This is a genomic window from Tamlana sp. I1 (genome assembly GCF_015355625.1).
Classification (GTDB): Bacteria; Bacteroidota; Bacteroidia; order Flavobacteriales; family Flavobacteriaceae; genus Pseudotamlana.
In genome coordinates this window covers 161,970-183,358 of the sequence record NZ_JACLAF010000007.1, presented here as the reverse complement: position 1 = coordinate 183,358, position 21,389 = coordinate 161,970, and the positions used below count along the sequence as shown (strand labels likewise).

Genomic DNA, 21,389 nt, shown 5'->3' with positions numbered 1-21,389 from the left:
GATTTATCAATTCATCCTTTTAAATTTTTAGTTACTTTTTAATAATTTTTAAATCATGACAAGCTGAAATGTACTGTGCTGCCGACCAGGCTTGATATGCTTTCCCCATGGGTTTTCCTGTGGTTCCGTGTGCCCATTCGGTAAATTCCCAAGCATCGTTTATCCCTTCTTTATTAATTAAAGCAAGCTTGTGCAATTCGGAAATCGCCATTTCTTTAAGCCCTAGTTTGTTGACGAACTTGACCCAAAAACCGCCCACAAAAGGCCAAATACCTCCGTTGTGATAATGGTTAGGTAGGTTTAATAGATTCACGGTATAATAGGGGCGCCAATCGGGATCGCCAGGAGTAACTACAGGGTACACATTGGCCACCGGAAAAGGATCGTTTACCCCAACCCCCAGCATAAAACGGAAGGTTTGGTGTGCCTTTTCGGCATCGATAGTACCATGTAAAAAAGCTAAAATATTACCTAAAGTATCGCAGCGCCAACTAAAATCGAAAGGCGTAATTTGTGCGATTAAATAGGAGGTATCGCCTAGCGTAAATTGTTTTTCGGCAAACGAAATGGCGTTAAACATTTGTTGTTTTGTTGACGGCCAAAAATTTTGAACGATTTCTTTTTTAATAACCTGCGACCAACGAATATACTCGCCTGCTTGCTCGGAGTCTCCTAACATTTCTAGCATACGACCAAAACAGACATTAGCACGGTACCATAAAATTTCGTCGTACAGAATATTATAACTTCTTCCAAATAAATCGGTCCAATCGCCCGCTTCTGGAATTTCCAATAAAGCATCGTTGTTACTATCGTGCGCACCTAGCCAAACCATGGTTTTCTTAATGTCGTCGATGTGTGTTCTAAGAAACTCGATATCTTTTGTCACATTTACATATTCGTAAAATGCGATAACCACCCAAATACCACTATCAATAGAGCAAATACCACCAACACCTGAATAATCGGGAACATTATCTTTTATGCGAACGTTTGAAGGAATTTGCCCGTTTCTTGAAATGTGTTCAAATAAGGTTAAAAGCGTTTGACGCTGGCATTTATGAATTTCTTCATCGTGTATTAGCGGCAATGAACCAATTACAGTGATGGCTCCGTCTCTTGCCCAAACACTATAATAATTCTCGTCGGTACCATGCGCAACATTATCTGCAATCGAACACGCTGAAAACCCTAACGGCGTTATATTTTTTTTGAGGGCCTCAACAGCTTTCTCATAGCCTTCGCGGATTAATGCGATTTTTTCATCTTCATCTTCTGAAGCAATATGATTTAATTCTTGCTGAATAAAAAAATCATCTTTATGATCAATATTACTATCAATCTCAGCTTCCTTAGGCAACACCTCGTAAAAAATTAAGCCTTCAATAATACCATCACCCTGACATTTTTCGGCGTGATAAACCTGGCGGTGTTTTGTATAATGATAAAGTTCTTCGTGAGCATTGGCAACAACAATGCCTTTAACATCTTTTAAATCGAACATGGCGGAATCGTTACCACTATCGCCTGCCACAATAACATCACAAGGGCTTATATTTAACGTTCGTAAAAGCCATTGCAAAGCATTGCCTTTATTGGCCCATTTTGGCAGAATATCCAAGAATTTATCTCCAGAATACACCACATTGATGTCCATTTTCGCAGTGATAAAATCCTGTTCTATACTTTCAATAAGTACTGGCGAAGCATCATGTAAAAAGTAACTTCTTTTGTAAGCGTGCTGAAATTTTGTTGGTTGGTCGCTTATTGGGTGCTTTATGCCTTTTATAATAGCCTCTACAGCATCTAAATTCCACCCATCGTCTAAAACGTCGCTAAATTCTTTTACAACACTTTTGGTTTTATAGTTGTAAATATGTGTGCCTACCCCAGAAATAATATAATCTGGCTTTGGCAATACACGAGTTTCAATAAGGTTTAAAACATCATTTATTAAGCGTCCTGTGTTGTAGGTAAGTATAACTTGGTCTGACGGCTTATATTTTTTCCATATTTTCCGAAAATTACTTTTATAGGTATGGAAGTCTATTAAAGTGTTATCAATATCGAAAGACAAGAGCTTGATAGGACTCTTTTTAATACGATTTGTATCCATATATCAAAAAAACATTTTGAGTGATTTTGATTGATTTTCACTAAAAACAACCAAAAAAACAAGGTTATTTGCTTAATTTACGTAAAAAATCACCAAAAACCACCCAAAACGGAATATGATATGGAATTCTGAATTTATTTTATCAGAATAAAAAAATAACAGACTTGAAAATATGTATTTAAAAATTTAAGTCCAGAACATCATGAATATGAAAATTGAAAAACATCTTAAATTCCACTAATAAAACTTCCATACGGATCTTTAAATTGAAGTCCTTCGGTAAATCTGTGTTTGCTTAATTGTTTAAATTCAACTAAAGCCCAAAGCACAAATTCTTTCACAAAATAGCTGTCTTCTTTTGATAAATTAGGTTGATATTTCGCTAATAAATCATCTAAAGGCGAAACCGAATCGAGTAAACGCATGTATTCTTTATCTCTTAAATCGTCAAGCAATTCAAAACCTTCCTTCAAATTGAAAAACCAAGACACAATATCGTCATACTCGCCTTCTTCTTCTTGTTTTTGAAGTTTCTCTATATTAGGGAAAAACTCTGGAAACAAACTTTTAACAGCTTCTCCTATTAAATTATAAGCCACCAAAGCTGCTCCTTCTTGCTCGCCTTCGTAAACCAATTCAACCTTTCCTGTAATTGAAGGTATGATGCCTACAAAATCTGATAAACGCACCGTGGTATGTGTTTCTTCAGTCATTAAAGCCCGACGTTCGGCAGTACTTAATAAATTTTCTAAGGCTGTAATACTTAAACGTGCACTTACACCGCTTTTAGCATCTATATACTCGCTTTCTCTAGCCTCAAAAACAATTTGCTCTAACAAATCTCTTGCTAAATCTGGCACAACAACCATGGATTTCTGACTCTCAACCACCCTGGCTTCCTGCTCTGTAATTTGTCTTGCTGTTTCAATATTTATAGGATAATGCGTTAAAATTTGCGAACCTATTCTATCTTTTAATGGTGTTACAATACTGCCTCTGTTGGTGTAATCTTCAGGGTTTGCGGTAAACAAAAACTGAATATCTAAAGGCAATCGCAGTTTAAAACCGCGAATTTGAATATCGCCTTCTTGCAAAATATTAAATAAAGCCACTTGAATTCTAGCTTGTAAATCGGGTAACTCATTAATAACAAATATGCAGCGGTTCGCCCTAGGAATCATGCCGTAATGAATCACACGATCATCGGCGTAACTCAATTTTAAATTGGCAGCCTTTATTGGGTCTACATCGCCAATAATATCGGCTACAGTAACATCTGGAGTGGCTAATTTTTCAGCAAAACGTTCACTGCGATGCAACCATGAAATGGGCGTATCATCTCCTTTTTCTTTAATCAATTCTATAGCAAATCTGGAAATGGGTTTTAGAGGGTCGTCATTAATTTCGGAACCTGAAACATACGGAATGTATTCGTCTAACAAATTTAACATTAAACGCGCCAATCTGGTTTTTGCCTGACCACGTAATCCTAATAAATTAATATTATGTCGCGATAAAATAGCGCGTTCCAACTCAGGAATCACGGTGTTTTCATAACCGTGAACACCTTCAAAAGTGGTTTCTTTGTTTTTTATTTTCTGAATAAGATTAGTCCTCAATTCGTCCTTTATCGACTTCGACTGATAGCCTGACTTTTTTAAATCCCCAAGTGTTTTTATAGTTTCTATTTTCATGTTTTTCTTTTTTGCTTTTGGCTGTTTGCTTTTAGCCTTTAGTGCTTACTCTTGTGTGTTTTACACCATTTATATTATTTTATCCCTCCGAATTCTGATTATCATCAGAATCCACCTCCCTTAAAATAAGGGAGGAACAAGTTCAATTTGTATTTTAGTTTAACTTCGGTATTTCTCTTTTGATTTTACTCTTTTGATTCTACTCGCTCTCCTCTTAAATTTAAGAGGAGAATGAATTTTGATTTTAACTAAAAAATCAAAAGAAAGAGGTGTTTTATTTAAAATTATCTTTTATCTCCATAAAAACAGATGCTAAATTTTCAAACACCATTTTATTTTCAAATCTAATTACTGTAAATCCTAGCCCTTCTAAAAACCTTGTTCGCTCATTATCTTTTTCTAGAGCTAACGCATTATTATGAACTTCACCGTCTAACTCTATTATTAATTTTTCTTTTGAACAATAAAAATCAACTATGTAATTTTTTATACTATGCTGCCGGTTAAATCTTCTTCCTTCAAACTGTCTTGATTTTAAGTGTTTCCATAAATATGCTTCGGCTGGAGTTAATGATTGTCTTAAATCAGAACGTTTCTCTTTGAGATGTTTTAAAGTGTGTATTTTTTGCTTCATATATTCTGTTTTAACCCTCCGAATTCTGATTGTCATCAGAATCCACCTCACATAAAATAAAGAAGGAACAAGTTCAATTTGTATTTTAGTTTAACTTCGATAATTCTCTTTTGCTTTTTCTCTTTTGATTCTACTTGCTCTCCTCTTAAATTTAAGAGGAGAATGAATTTTGATTTTTACAAAAAATCAGAAGAAAGAGGTGTTTTATTTAATATGTTTTTTATTCCTTCGATTTTCTTTTATCCCTCCGAATTCTGATTATCATCAGAACCCACCTCCCTTAAAATAAGGGAGGAACAAGTTCAATTTGTATTATAGTTTACCTTCGATAATTCTCTTTAGATTTGACTCTTTTTATTCTACTTGCTCTCCTCTTAAATTTAAGAGGAGAATGAATTTTGATTTTAACAAAAAATCAAAAGAAAGAGGTGTTTTATTTAATATGTTTTTTATTCCTTCGGTTTTCTTTTATCCCTCCGATTTCTGATTGTCATCAGAACCTACCTCCCTTAAAATAAGGAAGGAACAAGTTCAATTTAGTTTTTGGTTTTTGTTTTTTTGGTTTCGAATATTGCTTACAGCATAAAACTTAAAGCCTATCGCCTACTTTTAACTTTCAACTTCTAACTTTTAACTTCTAACTTATCCCCTTATCCGTTTCTTTCTATTCGTTTCATAATCTTCAAAAATCATTTCCCCCAATCCTTTAATGCCTGTATAAAAAGCTTTGCCTTGGTTGGCATGGGTAAACTCTCTAACAAATTGCATTAAATACGGGTCTTGAGCAATCATAAAAGTGGTTATGGGAATATGCAAACGTCTGGCTTGCTGCGCCATGGCGTAACATTTATTAACAATATATCCATCTAACCCCATGCTGTTTTTATAATACTCGCCATCGGGAAGTCTTAAACAACTTGGTTTCCCATCGGTTATCATAAAAATTTGTTTGTTTGTATTTCGTTTTCGTCGTAACAAATCCATAGCAAGTTGTAGTCCGGCGACAGTGTTGGTGTGATACGGTCCTACTTTAAGATAGGGTAAATCTTTAATTTCGATTTGCCAAGCATCGTTTCCAAAAACCAAAATATCCAAAGTGTCTTTTGGGTAGCGTGTAGTAATTAGTTCGGCTAATGCCATCGCTACTTTTTTGGCTGGAGTAATACGATCTTCACCGTATAAAATCATACTGTGGCTAATATCGATCATGAGTACGGTGCTCATTTGCGATTTATGCAATGTGTCTTCAACAACTAAATCGTCTTCCGATAAGGTAAAATCACCAATACCGTGACTAATTTGCGCATTTTTTAAACTTTCGGTCATGGACACTTTATCTAAAGCATCACCAAATTGATAGTTTCGAAAATCGCCTGTATGCTCGTCACCAACGCCAGGGCTTTTACTTTTATGATTGCCTTGTCCGCTGCGTTTTATTTTTCCAAAAATATGATCGAGGGCTTGTTGCCTAATGGCGCGTTCGGTTTTTGCCGTGATGTTTACACCACCGCTTTTTCCGTCGGGATCGATTTCTTCTTTGATATACCCTTTCTTTTTTAGGTCTTCAATAAAATCATCAACTGTATATTCTGGAGTTGTTAATTTGTATTCCACATCCAATTCGCGTAGCCAACTTATGGCTTCATCAAAATCGCCCGAAGTATGCGTGATTAATTCTTTGAAGATATCAAAAAGTTTATCGAATGGCGATTGAAAAGGTGCTTCATATTCTTTAAATACGAAACCTTTTCTAGGTGTTTTTTTATCATTCATAGCCCTATAAAAATACTATATTTTTATAGAATAATGAAAATGATGCAATTAGATTTGAATATAGCTTTGAAGAAAATAATTATAGCCTTACTCTACACGCTCTAAACCAGGCAAGTCAATTATTCTAATATATTTACCTACCGATTCGATTAAACCTTCTTTTTTGAATTGTGAAAGTACACGAATAGCAGATTCGGTAGCGGTTCCTACGATGCCAGCATAATCTTCACGAGAAAGCAATACACTTAAAGTATCATCGGGATTGGTGCCAAAATTATCTTGAATATAAATTAAGGTTTCAGCCAAACGTTGACGAACCGATTTTTGAGCCATATTAACAATAATGTCATCAGAATCTCTTAAATCGTGTGCCATATCTTTAAGCACTTCAAATGAAAATTTCGGATTCTTTTGTAAATCGGCAATAATTTCACTTTTAGGAATAAAACACACTTCCATATCGTTAAGTGCAATTGCTTGTAAATTAGAGCTCTCTTCGCTAATTAACGAGCGTTGCCCTAAAAGCTGACCTTTAACAACCATTTTTACAATTTGATCCTTACCGTTTTCACTCAGTTTAGATAATTTACAAATACCATCTTTTATGCAGTAAACACCGTTTAAAACTTCGCCTTCTTCAAAAATAACCTCACCTTTTTTTATAGTGTGTGATGTTTTGCATGCCGAAATACGCACGAGTTCCTCTTTTGTTAATGCTTTTAAAGAATTAAACTGTTTAATTATGCACTGTTCACACTTGCCCATACCTATAATTTTGTATTTTGTAAAAATAATTAAATCATGACTAATATCATATTTAATGCTTGGCTGATTTTTCATTTTTGTTAACGTGCTAAACAAACAATTATTTTATGGAACATAGGACCTGTTTCCACTGCGGTTTAGATTCTTCTTCGGTTGAAATTATTTATGATGAAAAATCGTTTTGCTGTCAGGGATGTAAAACCGTTTACGAGATTTTTTCTGCAAACGATTTAACTTCCTATTACGATTTACAACAGGCTCCGGGTGCAACTCCTAAAGAAATTGAAGGCAAATACAACTTTTTAGACAATGCTAAAATTGTTGAAAGTTTGCTTGAGTTTGATGATGAAAAAACTCAAATCATCACACTTTACATCCCGCATATTCATTGTAGTTCCTGTATTTGGATTCTTGAAAACTTGAATAAATTAAATGCTTCCATTTCATCATCAATTGTAAATTTTGGCAAGAAAACGGTTCGTATATCTTATAACCCTGAAAATCTTTCATTAAAAAATTTAGTAAAACTACTAAGCAGTATTGGTTACGAACCATTTATTAGTTTAGACGATTATTCGGTTGGAAAAAAGAACGTAGACCGCTCGCTAATTTATAAATTAGGTGTTGCTGGTTTTGCCTTTGGAAACATTATGTTTTTATCGTTTCCTGAATATTTTCAAGTTAACGAATATTGGCTCGAACAATTTAAACACCTTTTTAGATGGTTGATGTTTAGTTTTTCGGTGCCCGTAGTGTTTTATTCAGCCCAAGATTATTTTATTTCGGCTTACAAAGGGTTAAAATCACGAATTCTAAATATTGATGTACCTATTGCTTTAGGTGCTGCCGTTTTATTTATAAGGAGTACTGCCGAAATTATTTTAGACATCGGTACTGGCTTTTTTGATAGCTTAGCGGGTTTAATTTTCTTTTTATTGCTTGGGAAGTTTTTTCAGCAAAAAACCTATAGCTTTTTATCTTTTGAACGCGATTACAAATCGTATTTTCCTATAGGAATTACAAAAATAACTTCGGAAGAAACCGAGGAATCGATTCAAGTTTACGATATACAAAAAGGTGATCGATTGCTTATTAGAAATGAAGAACTCATACCGGTTGATTGTATTTTAATAAAAGGAAAAGCGCGTATAGATTATAGTTTTGTAACTGGTGAATCTGAAGCGGTTTCGAAACAATCTGGCGATAAACTTTATGCTGGCGGAAAACAACTTCAAGGCAGTATCGAAGTAGATGTTTTAAAAAGTGTGGAACAAAGTTATTTAACCCAACTTTGGAGCAACGATATTTTTAGTAAAAATAAAGAAGATGCTTTTACCACCCTAACAAACGCGATAAGTAAACGCTTTACCATTGCCATTTTAAGCATTGCCTTTATAGCGACTGCCTTTTGGCTTTTTACAGATGCTTCAAAAGCACTAAATGTTTTTACTTCAGTACTTATAATTGCCTGTCCTTGTGCAATTGCTTTGGCTGCGCCTTTCACTTTAGGAAACATGCTACGTATTTTTGGAAAACAGAAATTTTATGCCAAAAACGCATCAGTTATTGAACAACTAGCTGAAATAAATACCATTATTTTCGATAAAACGGGTACGATTACAGCAAATAAAGAAACCACCATTGCTTATGAAGGTTCTAAACTTTCTACAGCCGAAGAATCCTTTCTTAAAAGCACCTTGCGAAATTCCAATCATCCTTTAAGCCGTTCTTTATATGCGTTGTTAAATGAACACGATATTGTCACTATTGAAAACTATGAAGAACATATAGGCAAAGGGATTGAGGCTAAATACCATCAAGATTCTATAAAAATTGGCTCTGCACCTTTTGTTGGTTATTCCCAAGAAACCGAAACCTTAAATACAGCGGTGCATGTAAGCACAAACAATACGTACAGAGGGAAATTTACTTTTTATAACCGCTATCGCAAAGGACTTTCAAAACTTTTTAATCAGTTGAAAAAAGATTACGATTTGGTGATTTTATCGGGCGACAATTCTGGAGAACAAGAAAATCTAACCAAATTATTACCCGCAAAAACCAAATTACTATTTAACCAAAAGCCAGAAGATAAACTAGACTATATTAAACACCATCAAAATTCTGGTGCTAAAGTTTTAATGATTGGTGACGGGTTGAATGATGCTGGCGCTTTGGCACAAAGTGATGTAGGTATTGCGATTTCAGAAAATGTGAATGTTTTTTCTCCGGCTTGCGATGCCATTTTAGATGCTTCCAATTTCAACCAGTTATTCAACTTTATAAAAGCATCAAAATCGGCTATCAAGATTATAAAATGGAGTTTTGCTTTATCGTTAATCTATAACTGCATAGGATTATATTTTGCGGTTACTGGTCAATTAGCACCTGTTATCGCTGCTATTTTAATGCCACTTAGTTCTATAAGTATTGTAGTTTTTACAACAATTAGCACTAACTTCGTAGGAAAAAAAATTCAACAGAAGGTTGAAAAAACATGATAAATGTCATATTTTAGAGTACTAGATAAAAATACATTTGAAAAATAAACTACAATTCGACATCTCGGCATGAGCGTAATATATATTCTACTAGCTATCAGCATTATAGTAGCCATTGGCTTCTTTATAGCCTTTGTTGTAGCCGTAAAAAGCGGGCAATACGATGACAGCTATACGCCTTCCGTACGCATGTTATTTGAAGATGAACTCGTAAAAGAAAAACCAAAAAAATCAATACTAACCAAAAAAGAATAACATTTACACTATGGAGATGCAACAGTTTCATTACGATAACAAAATCGTTACCAAATTTATCTACGCTACAATAGTTTTTGGTGTGGTAGGTATGGCAGTAGGTTTGCTACTTGCTTTTTTGTTTCTATTCCCAAACCTTACCGATGGCATTTCATGGCTTAGTTTTGGTCGGTTAAGACCTTTACATACAAACGCCGTAATTTTCGCCTTTGTTGGAAACGCCATGTTTGCTGGAATTTATTATTCGCTTCAGCGTTTACTAAAAGCCCGTATGGCAAGTGATTTACTTAGCAACATTAACTTTTGGGGTTGGCAACTTATTATTGTTGCTGCCGCGATTTCACTTCCGTTAGGTTACACCTCATCTAAAGAATACGCCGAACTGGAATGGCCAATCGATATTGCTATCGCTGTGATTTGGGTGGTTTTTGGTATCAATATGATTTGGACGATTTTAAAACGTAGACAGCGCCATTTATATGTTGCTATTTGGTTTTACATTGCCACTTTTGTTACCGTAGCGGTACTTCATATTTTTAATAGTTTAGAGTTACCAGTAAGCGCCATGAAAAGTTATTCGGTGTACGCTGGGGTTCAAGATGCTTTAGTGCAATGGTGGTACGGCCATAATGCGGTGGCCTTCTTTTTAACCACACCTTTTTTAGGTTTAATGTACTATTTCGTACCTAAAGCGGCAAACAGACCGGTTTACTCTTACAGACTTTCAATTATTCACTTTTGGTCTTTAATTTTTATCTATATCTGGGCAGGACCTCACCATTTATTATACACAGCTTTACCGGAATGGGCACAAAACTTAGGGGTTGCTTTTTCTGTTATGTTATTAATGCCTTCTTGGGGTGGTATGATAAACGGCCTTTTAACCTTGCGTGGCGCTTGGGATAAAGTCCGTACAGATCCTGTTTTAAAATTTATGGTAGTCGCCATTACCGGTTATGGTATGGCAACTTTTGAAGGCCCAATGCTTTCTTTAAAAAATGTAAATGCTGTAGCGCATTTTACCGATTGGATTATCGCTCACGTTCACGTTGGTGCGTTAGCCTGGAACGGTTTTATGGCCTTTGGTATTATTTACTATTTAATTCCGCGTTTATTCAAAACAAAACTATACTCTTTAGGCTTAGCTAATTTACATTTCTGGTTAGGGACTTTAGGGATTATCATGTACGCCTTACCATTATATGTTGCTGGATTTACACAGTATTCAATGTGGCAACAATTTAACCCTGATGGTACTTTAGTTTACGGAAACTTTTTAGAAACCGTAACCGAAATCATGCCTATGTATTGGATGCGTGCCATTGGAGGAACCTTATATATTTTAGGAATGTTCATCCTGGTTTACAACGTTATTGCTACGGTAAGACAAGGTAGTCAAGTTGAAGATGAATTGGCTGAAGCTCCTGCTTTAGAAAAAGTAACCAACAAGCGTACTGCTTCTGAAGGATGGCATACTTGGTTAGAGCGTAGACCTATTCAATTAACCATTTTAGCAACGGTGGCTATTTTAATTGGTGGTATCATTCAAATTGTTCCTACCATTATGATTAAGTCTAATATCCCAACCATTGCAAGTGTAAAGCCTTATACACCTTTAGAATTAGAAGGTCGTGATATTTATATTAGAGAAGGTTGTGTGAGTTGCCATTCACAAATGATTCGTCCGTTTAGACACGAAGTTGAGCGTTATGGTGAATACTCTAAAGCTGGCGAATATGTTTACGATCATCCATTCCTCTGGGGTAGCAAACGTACAGGACCAGACATTCATAGAATTGGTCAGAAATATTCAGACAACTGGCATTTTAATCACATGTACGACCCACAAAGTACCTCATCGGGTTCTATCATGCCACGTTATCCTTGGTTAATAACAGGAGAAAGTAGCGAGTTAGACAAATCGATGACCGAAGCCAAAATGGAAGCGATGGTAACATTAGGCGTGCCTTATTCTGATGAAGACATTGCTAATGCGCAACAACACATGCTAGACCAAGGTTCTCAAATTGAAAAGAACTTATATTCAGACCCTGATTTTGTTAAAGCTTACGAAGCAGATAAAAAATATGCTACGGAAAACGGCGAAGCATTTATCGAAATGAAAAACAGAGAAATTGTTGCTTTAATCGCGTATTTACAACGATTAGGAACAGATATAAAAGTAGACGTAGCACAATAAATATAAAAACGAACCATGTTAAAATACATCAAACACCATATGGAAACTATTGCAGGTATAGAAATATACCCAATAATTTCCTTACTGATCTTTTTCAGTTTTTTTGTAGTACTTTTTTGGTGGGTTTTTACCGCTAAAAAAGACTACATTAATAGAGTAAGCAACTTGCCTTTAGACAACCACCAAAAAGACGATATATTATGAGAAACTTAATTCCTTCCTGGGTTCGTGTTCCACTCCTATTTTTGATTATTGTAGGAACTGTAGAATTTTTCGTAGATTCTGGGAATAAACCTGCATTTATAGAATACCCCGTAGTTTTAGCCTTCTTGTTTTTAGTGCTATTTATTTTGATAGCTATTGAAGGGATTGTGGGCGCTTTAGAAAATGTAATGTTTCAAAAATTAGATCCCGAAGCCAAAGCACGTTTTATTGCAGAAAAAAATAAAGCTGCCGAATTTCCTTGGCTAAAAAGAACATACTTAAAACTATTAGGATCTAAACCCATTGAAAAAGAAAGCGAAATTATTTTAGACCATAGTTATGATGGTATTCGCGAATTGGACAACAATTTACCACCATGGTGGCTGTATGCATTTTACATTTCAATTGTATTTGCCGTGGTTTATCTATTAAGATATGAAGTATTTAGTGGTCCGAGTCAAATTGATGAATTTGAAACCGAATTAGCTGAAGCAAAAACAGCTATTGAAGCTTACAAAAAAAATGCTAAAGATTTAGTTGATGTTAATACCGTAACACAATTAACAGAAGCATCGGATTTAGCAGCTGGAAAAAAAGTATTTGAAACCAATTGTGTTGCTTGCCATATGGCCGATGGTGGCGGTGGGATTGGTCCGAATTTAACCGATACACACTGGATTCTAGGAGGCGATATAAAAAGTATCTTTCACACGGTTAGTGAAGGTGGCCGTTCAGGTAAAGGTATGATTGCTTGGAAAGCCCAATTAAAACCATTGGAAATTGCTCAAGTAGCCAGTTATGTTTTAACTTTTCAAGGTACTACGCCTGCAAACCCAAAAGATCCAGAAGGTGATATTATTGTTGCTCATGGTGCAGAAACGCCAACAGCAGAGGCTACTGAAGAAGCACCAGTAGAAAACGAAACGCCTACTGAGACTGTTACAGAATAAAACTAGACGCTTGCATTAAAATTAAGATTGACCTCCTGAATTACCAACTCAGGGGGTCTTAAATCACAAAAGCATTGGAAACTCCAGAAAATGAAATATTCAGAGATTCAATTGGCACTGTTACAAAAGACGGTAAGCGCGCCTGGGTATTTCCTAAAAAGCCAAGCGGAAAACTTTACAAATACCGCAAGTACGTTAGCTATTTCCTTTTAACTTTTCTAGTGGCTGCACCGTTTATTAAAATAAACGGCAACCAGTTTTTAATGTTTAATGTTTTAGAACGTCGTTTTAATATTTTCGGATTCCCGTTCTGGCCACAAGATTTTTATTTATTTGTAATCTCCATGCTTATTGGCGTTATTTTTATAGCGCTTTTTACTGTAGCATTTGGTAGAATTTTCTGCGGATGGATTTGTCCGCAAACCATTTTCATGGAAATGGTTTTTCGTCGCATAGAATATTGGATTGAAGGCGATCGCGGCAAGCAAATGCGCTTAGCAAAACAACCATGGAATGCTGAGAAAATTAGAAAAAAAGGTCTGAAGCTTTTTATTTTCTTATTAATATCATTCATTATAGCTAATGTCTTTTTAGCTTACTTAATTGGTAGCGATAAACTTATACAATACATTAAAGCAGGGCCATTAAACCATGTTAGCACCCTGATTTCCTTAATTATTTTTACCGCTGTTTTTTACTTTGTTTTTGCCTGGTTTAGAGAACAGGTTTGTATTATCGCTTGTCCTTACGGAAGATTACAAGGTGTACTTTTAGACACCAAATCGATTGTAGTGGCTTACGACCACAAACGCGGTGAAGCAGAAAATGGCAGAAAAAAATTCAAGAAAAACGAAGACCGTGAAGCTTTAGGACATGGCGATTGTATTGACTGCATGCAATGTGTAAATGTATGCCCTACAGGCATTGATATTAGAAACGGCACGCAGTTAGAATGTGTAAACTGTACTGCTTGTATTGATGAATGCGACCATATTATGGAAAGCATCAATTTGCCTAAAGGTTTAATACGCTATGCTAGCGAAGAGGAAATAGAAAATAAAAAGCCTTTTAAAGTTACAGCAAGAATGAAAGGTTATATTGCTGTTTTAGTGATTTTAACAGGCTTGTTAACAGGCATGTTATTTTTAAGAAACGACATTGAGGCTAATATTTTAAGGCTTCCTGGTCAGCTTTACGAGCACAAAGAAAATAACATTATTAGTAATGTATTTACCTATAAGTTAGTAAATAAAACCACGCGAGATTTTGATGATGTGACTTTAAAATTATTATCCCATAAAGGCACTTTAAAATTGGTAGCAACTAGCGATAAACTTTCTGTACCAAAGCAAGGCTTAGTAGAAGGCACCTTGTTTGTTGAAATAAATAATGCCGCTTTAACTGGCGATCGTAATAAAATTGAAATTGGCGTTTACAATGGCGACGATTTAATTGAAACCACCACAGCTAATTTTTTAGGTCCACGGAGTTTTAAGTAGATTTTGTTGTTGGTTGTTAGTTGTTAGTTATTGGTTACTGGTTTTTGGTTTTTGGTGGATAGCCTTTAGATTAGTTTAAAAACTGTTTTTGGCGGATAGCTGCATTAGGGATTGAGGCATTGTTGGAGCTCGTTGCAAAGAGCGACTGCCGAAAGCCCGACCGGAGGCACGGAGGGAATGCCATGAATTGGTTACTGGTTACTGGTTGTTGGTTTTTGGTTAATTATTCACTTTTAATTATTAACTGATAAGTGTTAATTGCTAATTAGTCACTTTTAACTGTTAATTATTAATTGTTCACTGTTAATTGCACTTTGTTAATTGTACATTGTTAATTTAAAAATAAGATATGAAGTTTAATTGGGGAACCGGAATTGTGTTGGCGTTTATAGGATTTATTTCCTTCATTTTATACTTTGTTATCACCATGAATGTAGACAAAGCTTATAAACACGAGCTGGTTACAGAGGATTATTACGGTGCAGAGTTAACTTATCAAGGCGATATTGATAAACTAAATAATGCCAATACACTTAGCGAAAATATTAGCTATGAAAAATCTAGCGAAGGCCTGAAGATTAAATTTCCGGAGAATCTTGACTTTAAAAATATTACAGGAAAAATATTTTTGTACAGACCTTCTAAAAAAAGTTTAGATTTTGAAACTGACATCAATTTATCTAACACTTATTTAATAATTCCTGAAAATCGGTTAGTTGAAGGCCGTTGGAACCTTAAAATAGATTGGCAATACAACGGAAAACCTTATTTATTTAAGGAAGCGATACATTATTAACATGCTTTTTTCTGCATTTATATTAGGTTTATTAGGAAGTTTTCATTGCGTTGGCATGTGCGGCCCGATTGCTTTTATGCTTCCGGTAGACCGAACAAATAACTTCAAAAAAGTAAGCCAAATAGCGATTTATCATTTTGGAAGATTGCTTGCCTATAGCATTATCGGACTCATTTTTGGGTTTATTGGGCAGCGGTTATACCTTTTCGGATTTCAGCAGCAACTTTCTATAATTATTGGGGTTTTAATGATTGTGGTGGTTTTAATTCCGCAGAAAATCTTCAACAAATACAACCTATCTAAACCTATTTACAAAATCATTTCTAAAATTAAATCGGCTTTAGGCAGCGCTTTAAAGAAAAAAACTTTCGATACTTTTTTAACCATTGGTTTTTTAAACGGTTTTTTACCCTGTGGTTTGGTGTACATGGCACTTTTTGCTGCCATTGCAACAGGTAGCATTTTAGAAGGAAGTCTTTACATGAGTGTTTTTGGCTTAGGTACAATTCCTTTAATGACTACCGCAATTTATTTTAGTCAGTTTTTAAAAGGAAAAGCACGACAACGTATTCAAAATTTAATTCCTGTTTTTGTTGTAATTATTGGCTTGTTATTTATTATTCGCGGATTGGGTTTAGGCATTCCTTACCTCTCGCCTGCCCCCGTTTTTGATGCCGCTTCTAGCGAAATTGATTGTCATTAATCATGATTTTTAAACACTAGTATTTCCATCAAATCTCACACGTATAGATTTTATTGATTGCTTATAAGAATAAATAATAGTTTTAGTTTTATAATTAATAGTAATACTATTATTTTTGAAATCAAATTAATTAATCATGCATAATCTACTAACAAATCTTAAAATTGCTGTTCCTGACAAAATTTACGTAAAAGACCCTGAATCTTCTGAATTAGGCAAACGTATTATAGAACACAGCATCCTTTTAATACATGAGATTGGCTTTGATGCATTTACCTTTAAAAAATTAGGGTGTAAAATTGCCTCGAACGAAAGTTCTATTTATAGGTATTTTGAAAACAAACATAAATTACTGCTTTACTTATCGTCATGGTATTGGGCTTGGTTGGAATATCAAATGGTATTTGAAACCTATAGTATTAACGATAAAAAAGAGAAACTAGAAAAGGCGATTGAAATTTTGTGCAGGACAACAAAAGAAGATTCTAACTTTTCACATATTAACGAAGTTCTTTTAAACAACATTATAATAAACGAAAACTCAAAATCCTTTTTAACCAAGGAAGTCGACCAAGAGAACAAAGATGGTTATTTTGTTGTTTACAAGCGTTTAATTACGCGATTAAGTACAATTATTACAGAAGCTGCACCGCTTTACAATTTCCCTACATCTTTGGCCAGCACCATTATTGAAGGCGGTTTGCATCAGCATTTTCTAAAGGATCATTTTTCAACCATAACCGATTGTGATGAAGCTAAAACCCCATCACATTTTTTTATAAACTTAAGCTTAAACACACTAAAACTTTAACAATGACCGAACCCACAATGACGCCTTGGCAACGTTTATTAGGATTATTAGAACTTGAAAAAAAGGACATTTTTCAAATATTCTACTACGCTATTTTTTCTGGGGTTATATCACTATCCCTGCCATTAGGAATCCAGGCCATTATAAATTTAATACAAGGCGCACAAGTTTCAACCTCATGGATTGTTCTTATTATCTTGGTAACCCTTGGTGTTGCTTTTGATGGAGGTTTAAAAATTATGCAATTACGCATTTTAGAAACCATACAGCAACGTGTGTTTATGCGAGCGTCTTTCGAATTAAGCTACCGTTTTCCTAAAATAAAAATGGCCGAATTACGTAACTATCATCCACCAGAATTAGCCAATAGATTTTTTGATACCTTAACCATTCAAAAAAGTTTATCGAAAATCCTTATCGATATACCTTCTGCGGTTTTGCAAACCCTGTTTGCTTTAATTCTGCTATCGTTTTATCATCCATTCTTCATTATTTTCGGACTTCTATTACTGGTTTTAATCTTTGTGATTTTTAAGTTTACTGCAAAAAAAGGACTTGATACCAGTTTAAAAGAATCTAAAAACAAATATCAAGTAGCACACTGGATTCAAGAAATTGCTAGAACGGTAACCAGTTTTAAACTAGCTGGAAACACCAATTTAGGGCTGAGCAAAAACGATGATTTTGTTAGTGGTTACTTAAAATCTCGAGAAAATCACTTTAAAATACTCATGCTGCAATTTATACAAATGATTGGTTTTAAATTGATTGTTACGGCCAGTCTTTTATTAATTGGAGGGGCATTGGTTTTAAATCAGGAAATGAATATTGGTCAGTTTGTTGCTGCCGAAATTATCATATTACTTATTATAGCATCGGTTGAAAAACTTATTCTAGGCTTAGAATCGTTTTATGATGCTTTAACTTCAATAGAAAAAATAGGTCAAATTGTAGATAAAAACTTAGAGAGTCAAGATGGAGATATGCCTATTTTTAAAGATGGTTTAAATATCGAATTAGAGCATGTATCGTACGCCGTTTCTAATAAAGACAAACCTATTTTAAAGGACATATCACTAAACATAAAAAAAGATAGTCGTATTCTAATAACGGGAGAAAGTGGCGCAGGAAAATCGACATTATTACGAGTTATTGCTGGTGTAATTGAAGCCACTTCGGGTCATGTTTACGTCAATAACATGTCTATAAGCAGTTTAAATATAAACCATTTTAGATCGCAATTAGGGGTTTCTCTTTCGGAAGAAACGCCGTTTGAAGGCACGATTAAAGAAAATTTAACCTTTGGTAACCCTGCGATATCCGACGATAAAATTTTTGAAGTTTTAGACAAAGTAGGCTTAAGGGATTTTATTAAAGACCAGCCCAACGGACTACAAACCGATTTAAAGGCCGAAGGCAATCAGTTATCGTATACGGTTTCAAAGAAAATTATTTTAGCTCGCGCTATTCTAAAATCGCCAAAAGTTTTAATTCTAGAAAACCCTTTAGATAGAACCAACAAGGAAGAATCTTTAGAAATTATAAATTTTATAACCAATAAGCAAAATCCTTGGGCCGTAATTGTGGTAAGCAACGATAAAAATTGGGCAAATAGCTGTAATGAATTATTAACCTTAGAAAAAGGAAACGCAACGCTTCAAAACTTATAATTTATGCTAAATATATCTAACAATCAATTAAATAAAAAGATAGATTTAACCCAATTTAAGTCTAGTAAAGATATTTTCAACAAGCGTTATTACAAACAATTCAATAAGTTTTTAATAGCCATAGCTATAATTGGTATTATTGTACTGTTCTTACCTTGGACCCAAAACATATCCGGAAACGGTACTGTAACCACCTTAAAACCAGACCAACGCCCACAACATATTATGTCTCAAATTCCTGGACGAATTGAAGAATGGTTTGTACAAGAGGGCGATTATGTTAAAAAAGGCGATACCATTTTAAGAATATCTGAAATAAAAAGTGAATACTTTGATGACCAATTAGTTGAACGAACAAACCAACAAATTGAGGCCAAAGCATCTTCTGTAAATGCTTATCAAGGCAAAGTAAACGCTTTAAACAGACAAATAAACGCCTTACTTAGCGAGCAAAAATTAAAATTTAAGCAAACCGAAAACAAGTTAATACAAGCCCGGTTAAAAGTAAAAAGCGACAGTATTGATTTGGAGGCTGCAAAAACGAATTTAACCATTGCCGAACGCCAATTTAACCGTATTGAAACACTGCAAGAAGAAGGATTAAAAGCCGTAAAAGATGTCGAGGAAAAGCGATTAAAACTACAAGAAACTCAGGCCAAATTAATATCGCAAGAAAACAAATATATAGCAAGCCAAAATGAAGTTTTAAACGCTCAACTTGAACTTTCTAGAATTAGTGCGTCTTATGCCGATAAAATATCAAAAGCACAAAGTGATATGTATACGGCACAATCCAGCGGATATGATGCCAAAGCACAAGTTACAAAACTAGAAAACACCTATTCCAACTACAAAGCTCGAAATAGTTTGCTTTATGTAACGGCTCCACAAGATGGCTATATAAATAGAGCTTTAGCTGGCGGACTTGGAATTACGTTTAAAGAAGGTCAAGAATTGGTAGGTATCATGCCTTCTAAATACGATTTAGCTGTAGAAACTTTCGTAAAGCCTATAGATTTACCCTTGCTTCACGTAGGCGAAAAAGTTCGTGTACAATTTGACGGATGGCCAGCCATTGTTTTTAGCGGATGGCCAAATGCATCTTACGGAACCTACGGCGCCAAAGTAGTCGCTATTGAAAAATTTATAAGCGACAATGGCAAATACCGTGTTTTATTAGCCCCAGACAAAGAAGATTCTAAATGGCCCGAAGCTATTAGAATTGGCTCTGGAGCACGAACCATTGCCTTACTTGACGATGTGCCAATTTGGTTTGAATTGTGGCGACAAATTAACAGTTTCCCACCAAATTATTATCAGCCAACCGAAAACAAAAAAGGTTCTAACAAAACAAAATAAAAAATGAAACGCTTTATATTTCATATCTTATTATGCGCTGCAACCTTAGTTCAGGCTCAGGATAGCACTAAAATAATAAGCCTGCCCGAATACTTAGGCTATGTTAAATCTTTTCATCCTATAGTGAAACAGGCCAACCTTATTATTAACGAAAGTGAAATTAAGTTAATGAAAGCTCGAGGAGCTTTTGACCCGAAATTGGAAGTTGATTATAATCGGAAAAAATTCAAAAACACCGAATATTATGATAAACTTAATGCAGCTTTTAAAATACCAACTTGGTATGGTGTGGAACTAAAAGGGAATTTTGAAGAAAATTCAGGGGCGTATTTAAATCCTGAATCTTATGTACCTACAGATGGTTTATACAGCGTTGGTGTTTCTGTTTCGGTAGCTAAAGGGCTTTTAACTAACGAACGTATGGCCATGTTGAAACAAGCCAAAATGTTTGTAAATCAAGCTAAAGCAGACAGACAACTACTGGTTAATAACATTTTATATAAAGCGACAGTAACCTATTTTAACTGGTTAAAAACCTACAATGAAAAACGGGTTTATGAAGATTTTTTAAATAATGCCCAAATTCGTTTTGATGGCATTAAGAAAAGTTATGAAGTGGGCGACAAACCCGCCATAGACACTCTTGAAGCCAGAATTACACTGAATAACAGAAAGTTAAATCTTGAAAAATCTCGAATAAAATTTATAAAATCTTCATTAGAGTTATCCAATTTTTTATGGTTGAATGATAATACGCCTATTGAAATTAATGATGATATTATTCCAGACATAAATACTTTCAACACCATAGATCAAACTCTGAATACCTCACTTTTAGATATTGAAAGTTTAAACTTAGAAGAACACCCTAAATTACAATCTTTAGATTATAAATTTCAAAGTTTGAATATTGAAAAACGATTGAAACTAAACAATCTTTTGCCTCAAATTGATTTGCAGTACAACTTTTTATCGGAAACACCAGAGGCGATGAATTCCTTTAATACAGCAAATTACAAAAGTGGTGTAAACGTAAGTTTCCCTTTGTTTTTAAGGAAAGAACGCAGCGATTTAAAATTAGCCAAACTAAAAATACAAGATACCCAGTACGAAATTCAATCTACGCGTATCGCTCTAAAAAATAAAATTAACGCGATTAACCAGGAGCTGCAATCTTTTGTTTTGCAAAACGATTATACCGAAGTGATTGTTGAAGACTACAACAAAATGCTAAAAGCTGAAGAACGTAAATTCTTTTTAGGCGAAAGTTCTTTGTTTCTTGTAAACTCTAGAGAATCGAAGCTTATAGATGCAAAACTTAAGGCTATTTCTCTTGAAAACGACTTTTTTAACACCAAAGCAAATTTATTTAATGTGCTTTCTGTATCAATTTTATAAAAAAAAGCAGCTAAAATAATTTAACTGCCTTCTCTGAGTAATAAGTAATTGTTGCTATTAA

At 34.6% G+C, this 21,389-nt stretch carries 17 protein-coding genes; 12 read left to right on the top strand and 5 right to left on the bottom strand.

What is annotated here, in order from left to right:
• Nucleotides 1-31: 31 nt before the first annotated feature.
• The 5 genes from H6X70_RS08055 to H6X70_RS08035 all read right to left on the bottom strand — a co-directional run bounded on the left by H6X70_RS08055 (nt 32) and on the right by H6X70_RS08035 (nt 6,982).
• A complete protein-coding gene (locus H6X70_RS08055) occupies nt 32-2,116 on the bottom strand; it encodes an HAD-IIB family hydrolase (RefSeq protein ID WP_194767167.1) in 2,085 nt (694 codons plus the stop codon).
• Nucleotides 2,117-2,343: 227 nt separating this feature from the next.
• The gene (locus H6X70_RS08050) at nt 2,344-3,810 is read right to left on the bottom strand and encodes a magnesium chelatase (protein ID WP_194767166.1); all 1,467 of its coding nucleotides are present in this window, start codon (nt 3,808-3,810) and stop codon (nt 2,344-2,346) included.
• A gap of 274 nt (nt 3,811-4,084) precedes the next feature.
• Nucleotides 4,085-4,444: an endonuclease domain-containing protein gene (locus tag H6X70_RS08045; RefSeq protein WP_194767165.1), complete on the bottom strand. Its 360-nt coding sequence runs from the start codon at nt 4,442-4,444 to the stop codon at nt 4,085-4,087.
• 642 nt (nt 4,445-5,086) lie between these two features.
• Nucleotides 5,087-6,217 carry a vWA domain-containing protein gene (locus H6X70_RS08040; RefSeq protein ID WP_194767164.1) on the bottom strand — a complete coding sequence of 377 codons (1,131 nt, stop codon included), beginning with the start codon at nt 6,215-6,217 and terminating at the stop codon, nt 5,087-5,089.
• 87 nt (nt 6,218-6,304) lie between these two features.
• Complete coding sequence (locus tag H6X70_RS08035) at nt 6,305-6,982, bottom strand: Crp/Fnr family transcriptional regulator (protein ID WP_194767207.1); 678 nt, start codon at nt 6,980-6,982, stop codon at nt 6,305-6,307.
• 107 nt (nt 6,983-7,089) lie between these two features.
• On the opposite strand from H6X70_RS08035, the gene H6X70_RS08030 reads away from it, so the two are divergent.
• The 12 genes from H6X70_RS08030 to H6X70_RS07980 all read left to right on the top strand — a co-directional run bounded on the left by H6X70_RS08030 (nt 7,090) and on the right by H6X70_RS07980 (nt 21,328).
• Nucleotides 7,090-9,483 (top strand): heavy metal translocating P-type ATPase, encoded by a 2,394-nt coding sequence (locus H6X70_RS08030; RefSeq protein WP_194767163.1) that lies wholly within the window; start codon nt 7,090-7,092, stop codon nt 9,481-9,483.
• Between the two features lie 69 nt (nt 9,484-9,552).
• Entirely contained in the window at nt 9,553-9,738 is a 186-nt protein-coding gene (ccoS, locus tag H6X70_RS08025; protein WP_194767162.1) for a cbb3-type cytochrome oxidase assembly protein CcoS, read from the top strand.
• A 10-nt stretch (nt 9,739-9,748) separates the two neighbouring features.
• Entirely contained in the window at nt 9,749-11,938 is a 2,190-nt protein-coding gene (gene ccoN, locus H6X70_RS08020; protein ID WP_194767161.1) for a cytochrome-c oxidase, cbb3-type subunit I, read from the top strand.
• A gap of 15 nt (nt 11,939-11,953) precedes the next feature.
• Nucleotides 11,954-12,142 (top strand): CcoQ/FixQ family Cbb3-type cytochrome c oxidase assembly chaperone, encoded by a 189-nt coding sequence (locus H6X70_RS16885; protein WP_228530306.1) that lies wholly within the window; start codon nt 11,954-11,956, stop codon nt 12,140-12,142.
• Nucleotides 12,139-13,092 carry a cbb3-type cytochrome c oxidase N-terminal domain-containing protein gene (locus H6X70_RS08015; RefSeq protein WP_194767160.1) on the top strand — a complete coding sequence of 318 codons (954 nt, stop codon included), beginning with the start codon at nt 12,139-12,141 and terminating at the stop codon, nt 13,090-13,092. Before H6X70_RS16885 ends, H6X70_RS08015 begins: the two co-directional genes overlap by 4 nt.
• Before the next feature lie 74 nt (nt 13,093-13,166).
• The gene (gene ccoG / locus H6X70_RS08010) at nt 13,167-14,591 is read left to right on the top strand and encodes a cytochrome c oxidase accessory protein CcoG (RefSeq protein WP_194767159.1); all 1,425 of its coding nucleotides are present in this window, start codon (nt 13,167-13,169) and stop codon (nt 14,589-14,591) included.
• Nucleotides 14,592-14,940: 349 nt separating this feature from the next.
• On the top strand, nt 14,941-15,387 hold the full coding sequence (locus H6X70_RS08005; RefSeq protein WP_194767158.1) for a FixH family protein: 447 nt from the start codon (nt 14,941-14,943) through the stop codon (nt 15,385-15,387).
• A 1-nt stretch (nt 15,388) separates the two neighbouring features.
• Nucleotides 15,389-16,090: a sulfite exporter TauE/SafE family protein gene (locus H6X70_RS08000; protein ID WP_194767157.1), complete on the top strand. Its 702-nt coding sequence runs from the start codon at nt 15,389-15,391 to the stop codon at nt 16,088-16,090.
• Between the two features lie 136 nt (nt 16,091-16,226).
• Nucleotides 16,227-16,901, top strand: a complete 675-nt coding sequence (locus tag H6X70_RS07995) for a TetR/AcrR family transcriptional regulator (RefSeq protein ID WP_194767156.1) — start codon at nt 16,227-16,229, stop codon at nt 16,899-16,901.
• A gap of 2 nt (nt 16,902-16,903) precedes the next feature.
• Nucleotides 16,904-18,571: a peptidase domain-containing ABC transporter gene (locus H6X70_RS07990; RefSeq protein WP_194767155.1), complete on the top strand. Its 1,668-nt coding sequence runs from the start codon at nt 16,904-16,906 to the stop codon at nt 18,569-18,571.
• Nucleotides 18,572-18,574: 3 nt separating this feature from the next.
• Complete coding sequence (locus H6X70_RS07985; RefSeq protein WP_194767154.1) at nt 18,575-19,930, top strand: HlyD family secretion protein; 1,356 nt, start codon at nt 18,575-18,577, stop codon at nt 19,928-19,930.
• A gap of 3 nt (nt 19,931-19,933) precedes the next feature.
• Complete coding sequence (locus H6X70_RS07980) at nt 19,934-21,328, top strand: TolC family protein (RefSeq protein ID WP_194767153.1); 1,395 nt, start codon at nt 19,934-19,936, stop codon at nt 21,326-21,328.
• Nucleotides 21,329-21,389 lie beyond the last annotated feature (61 nt).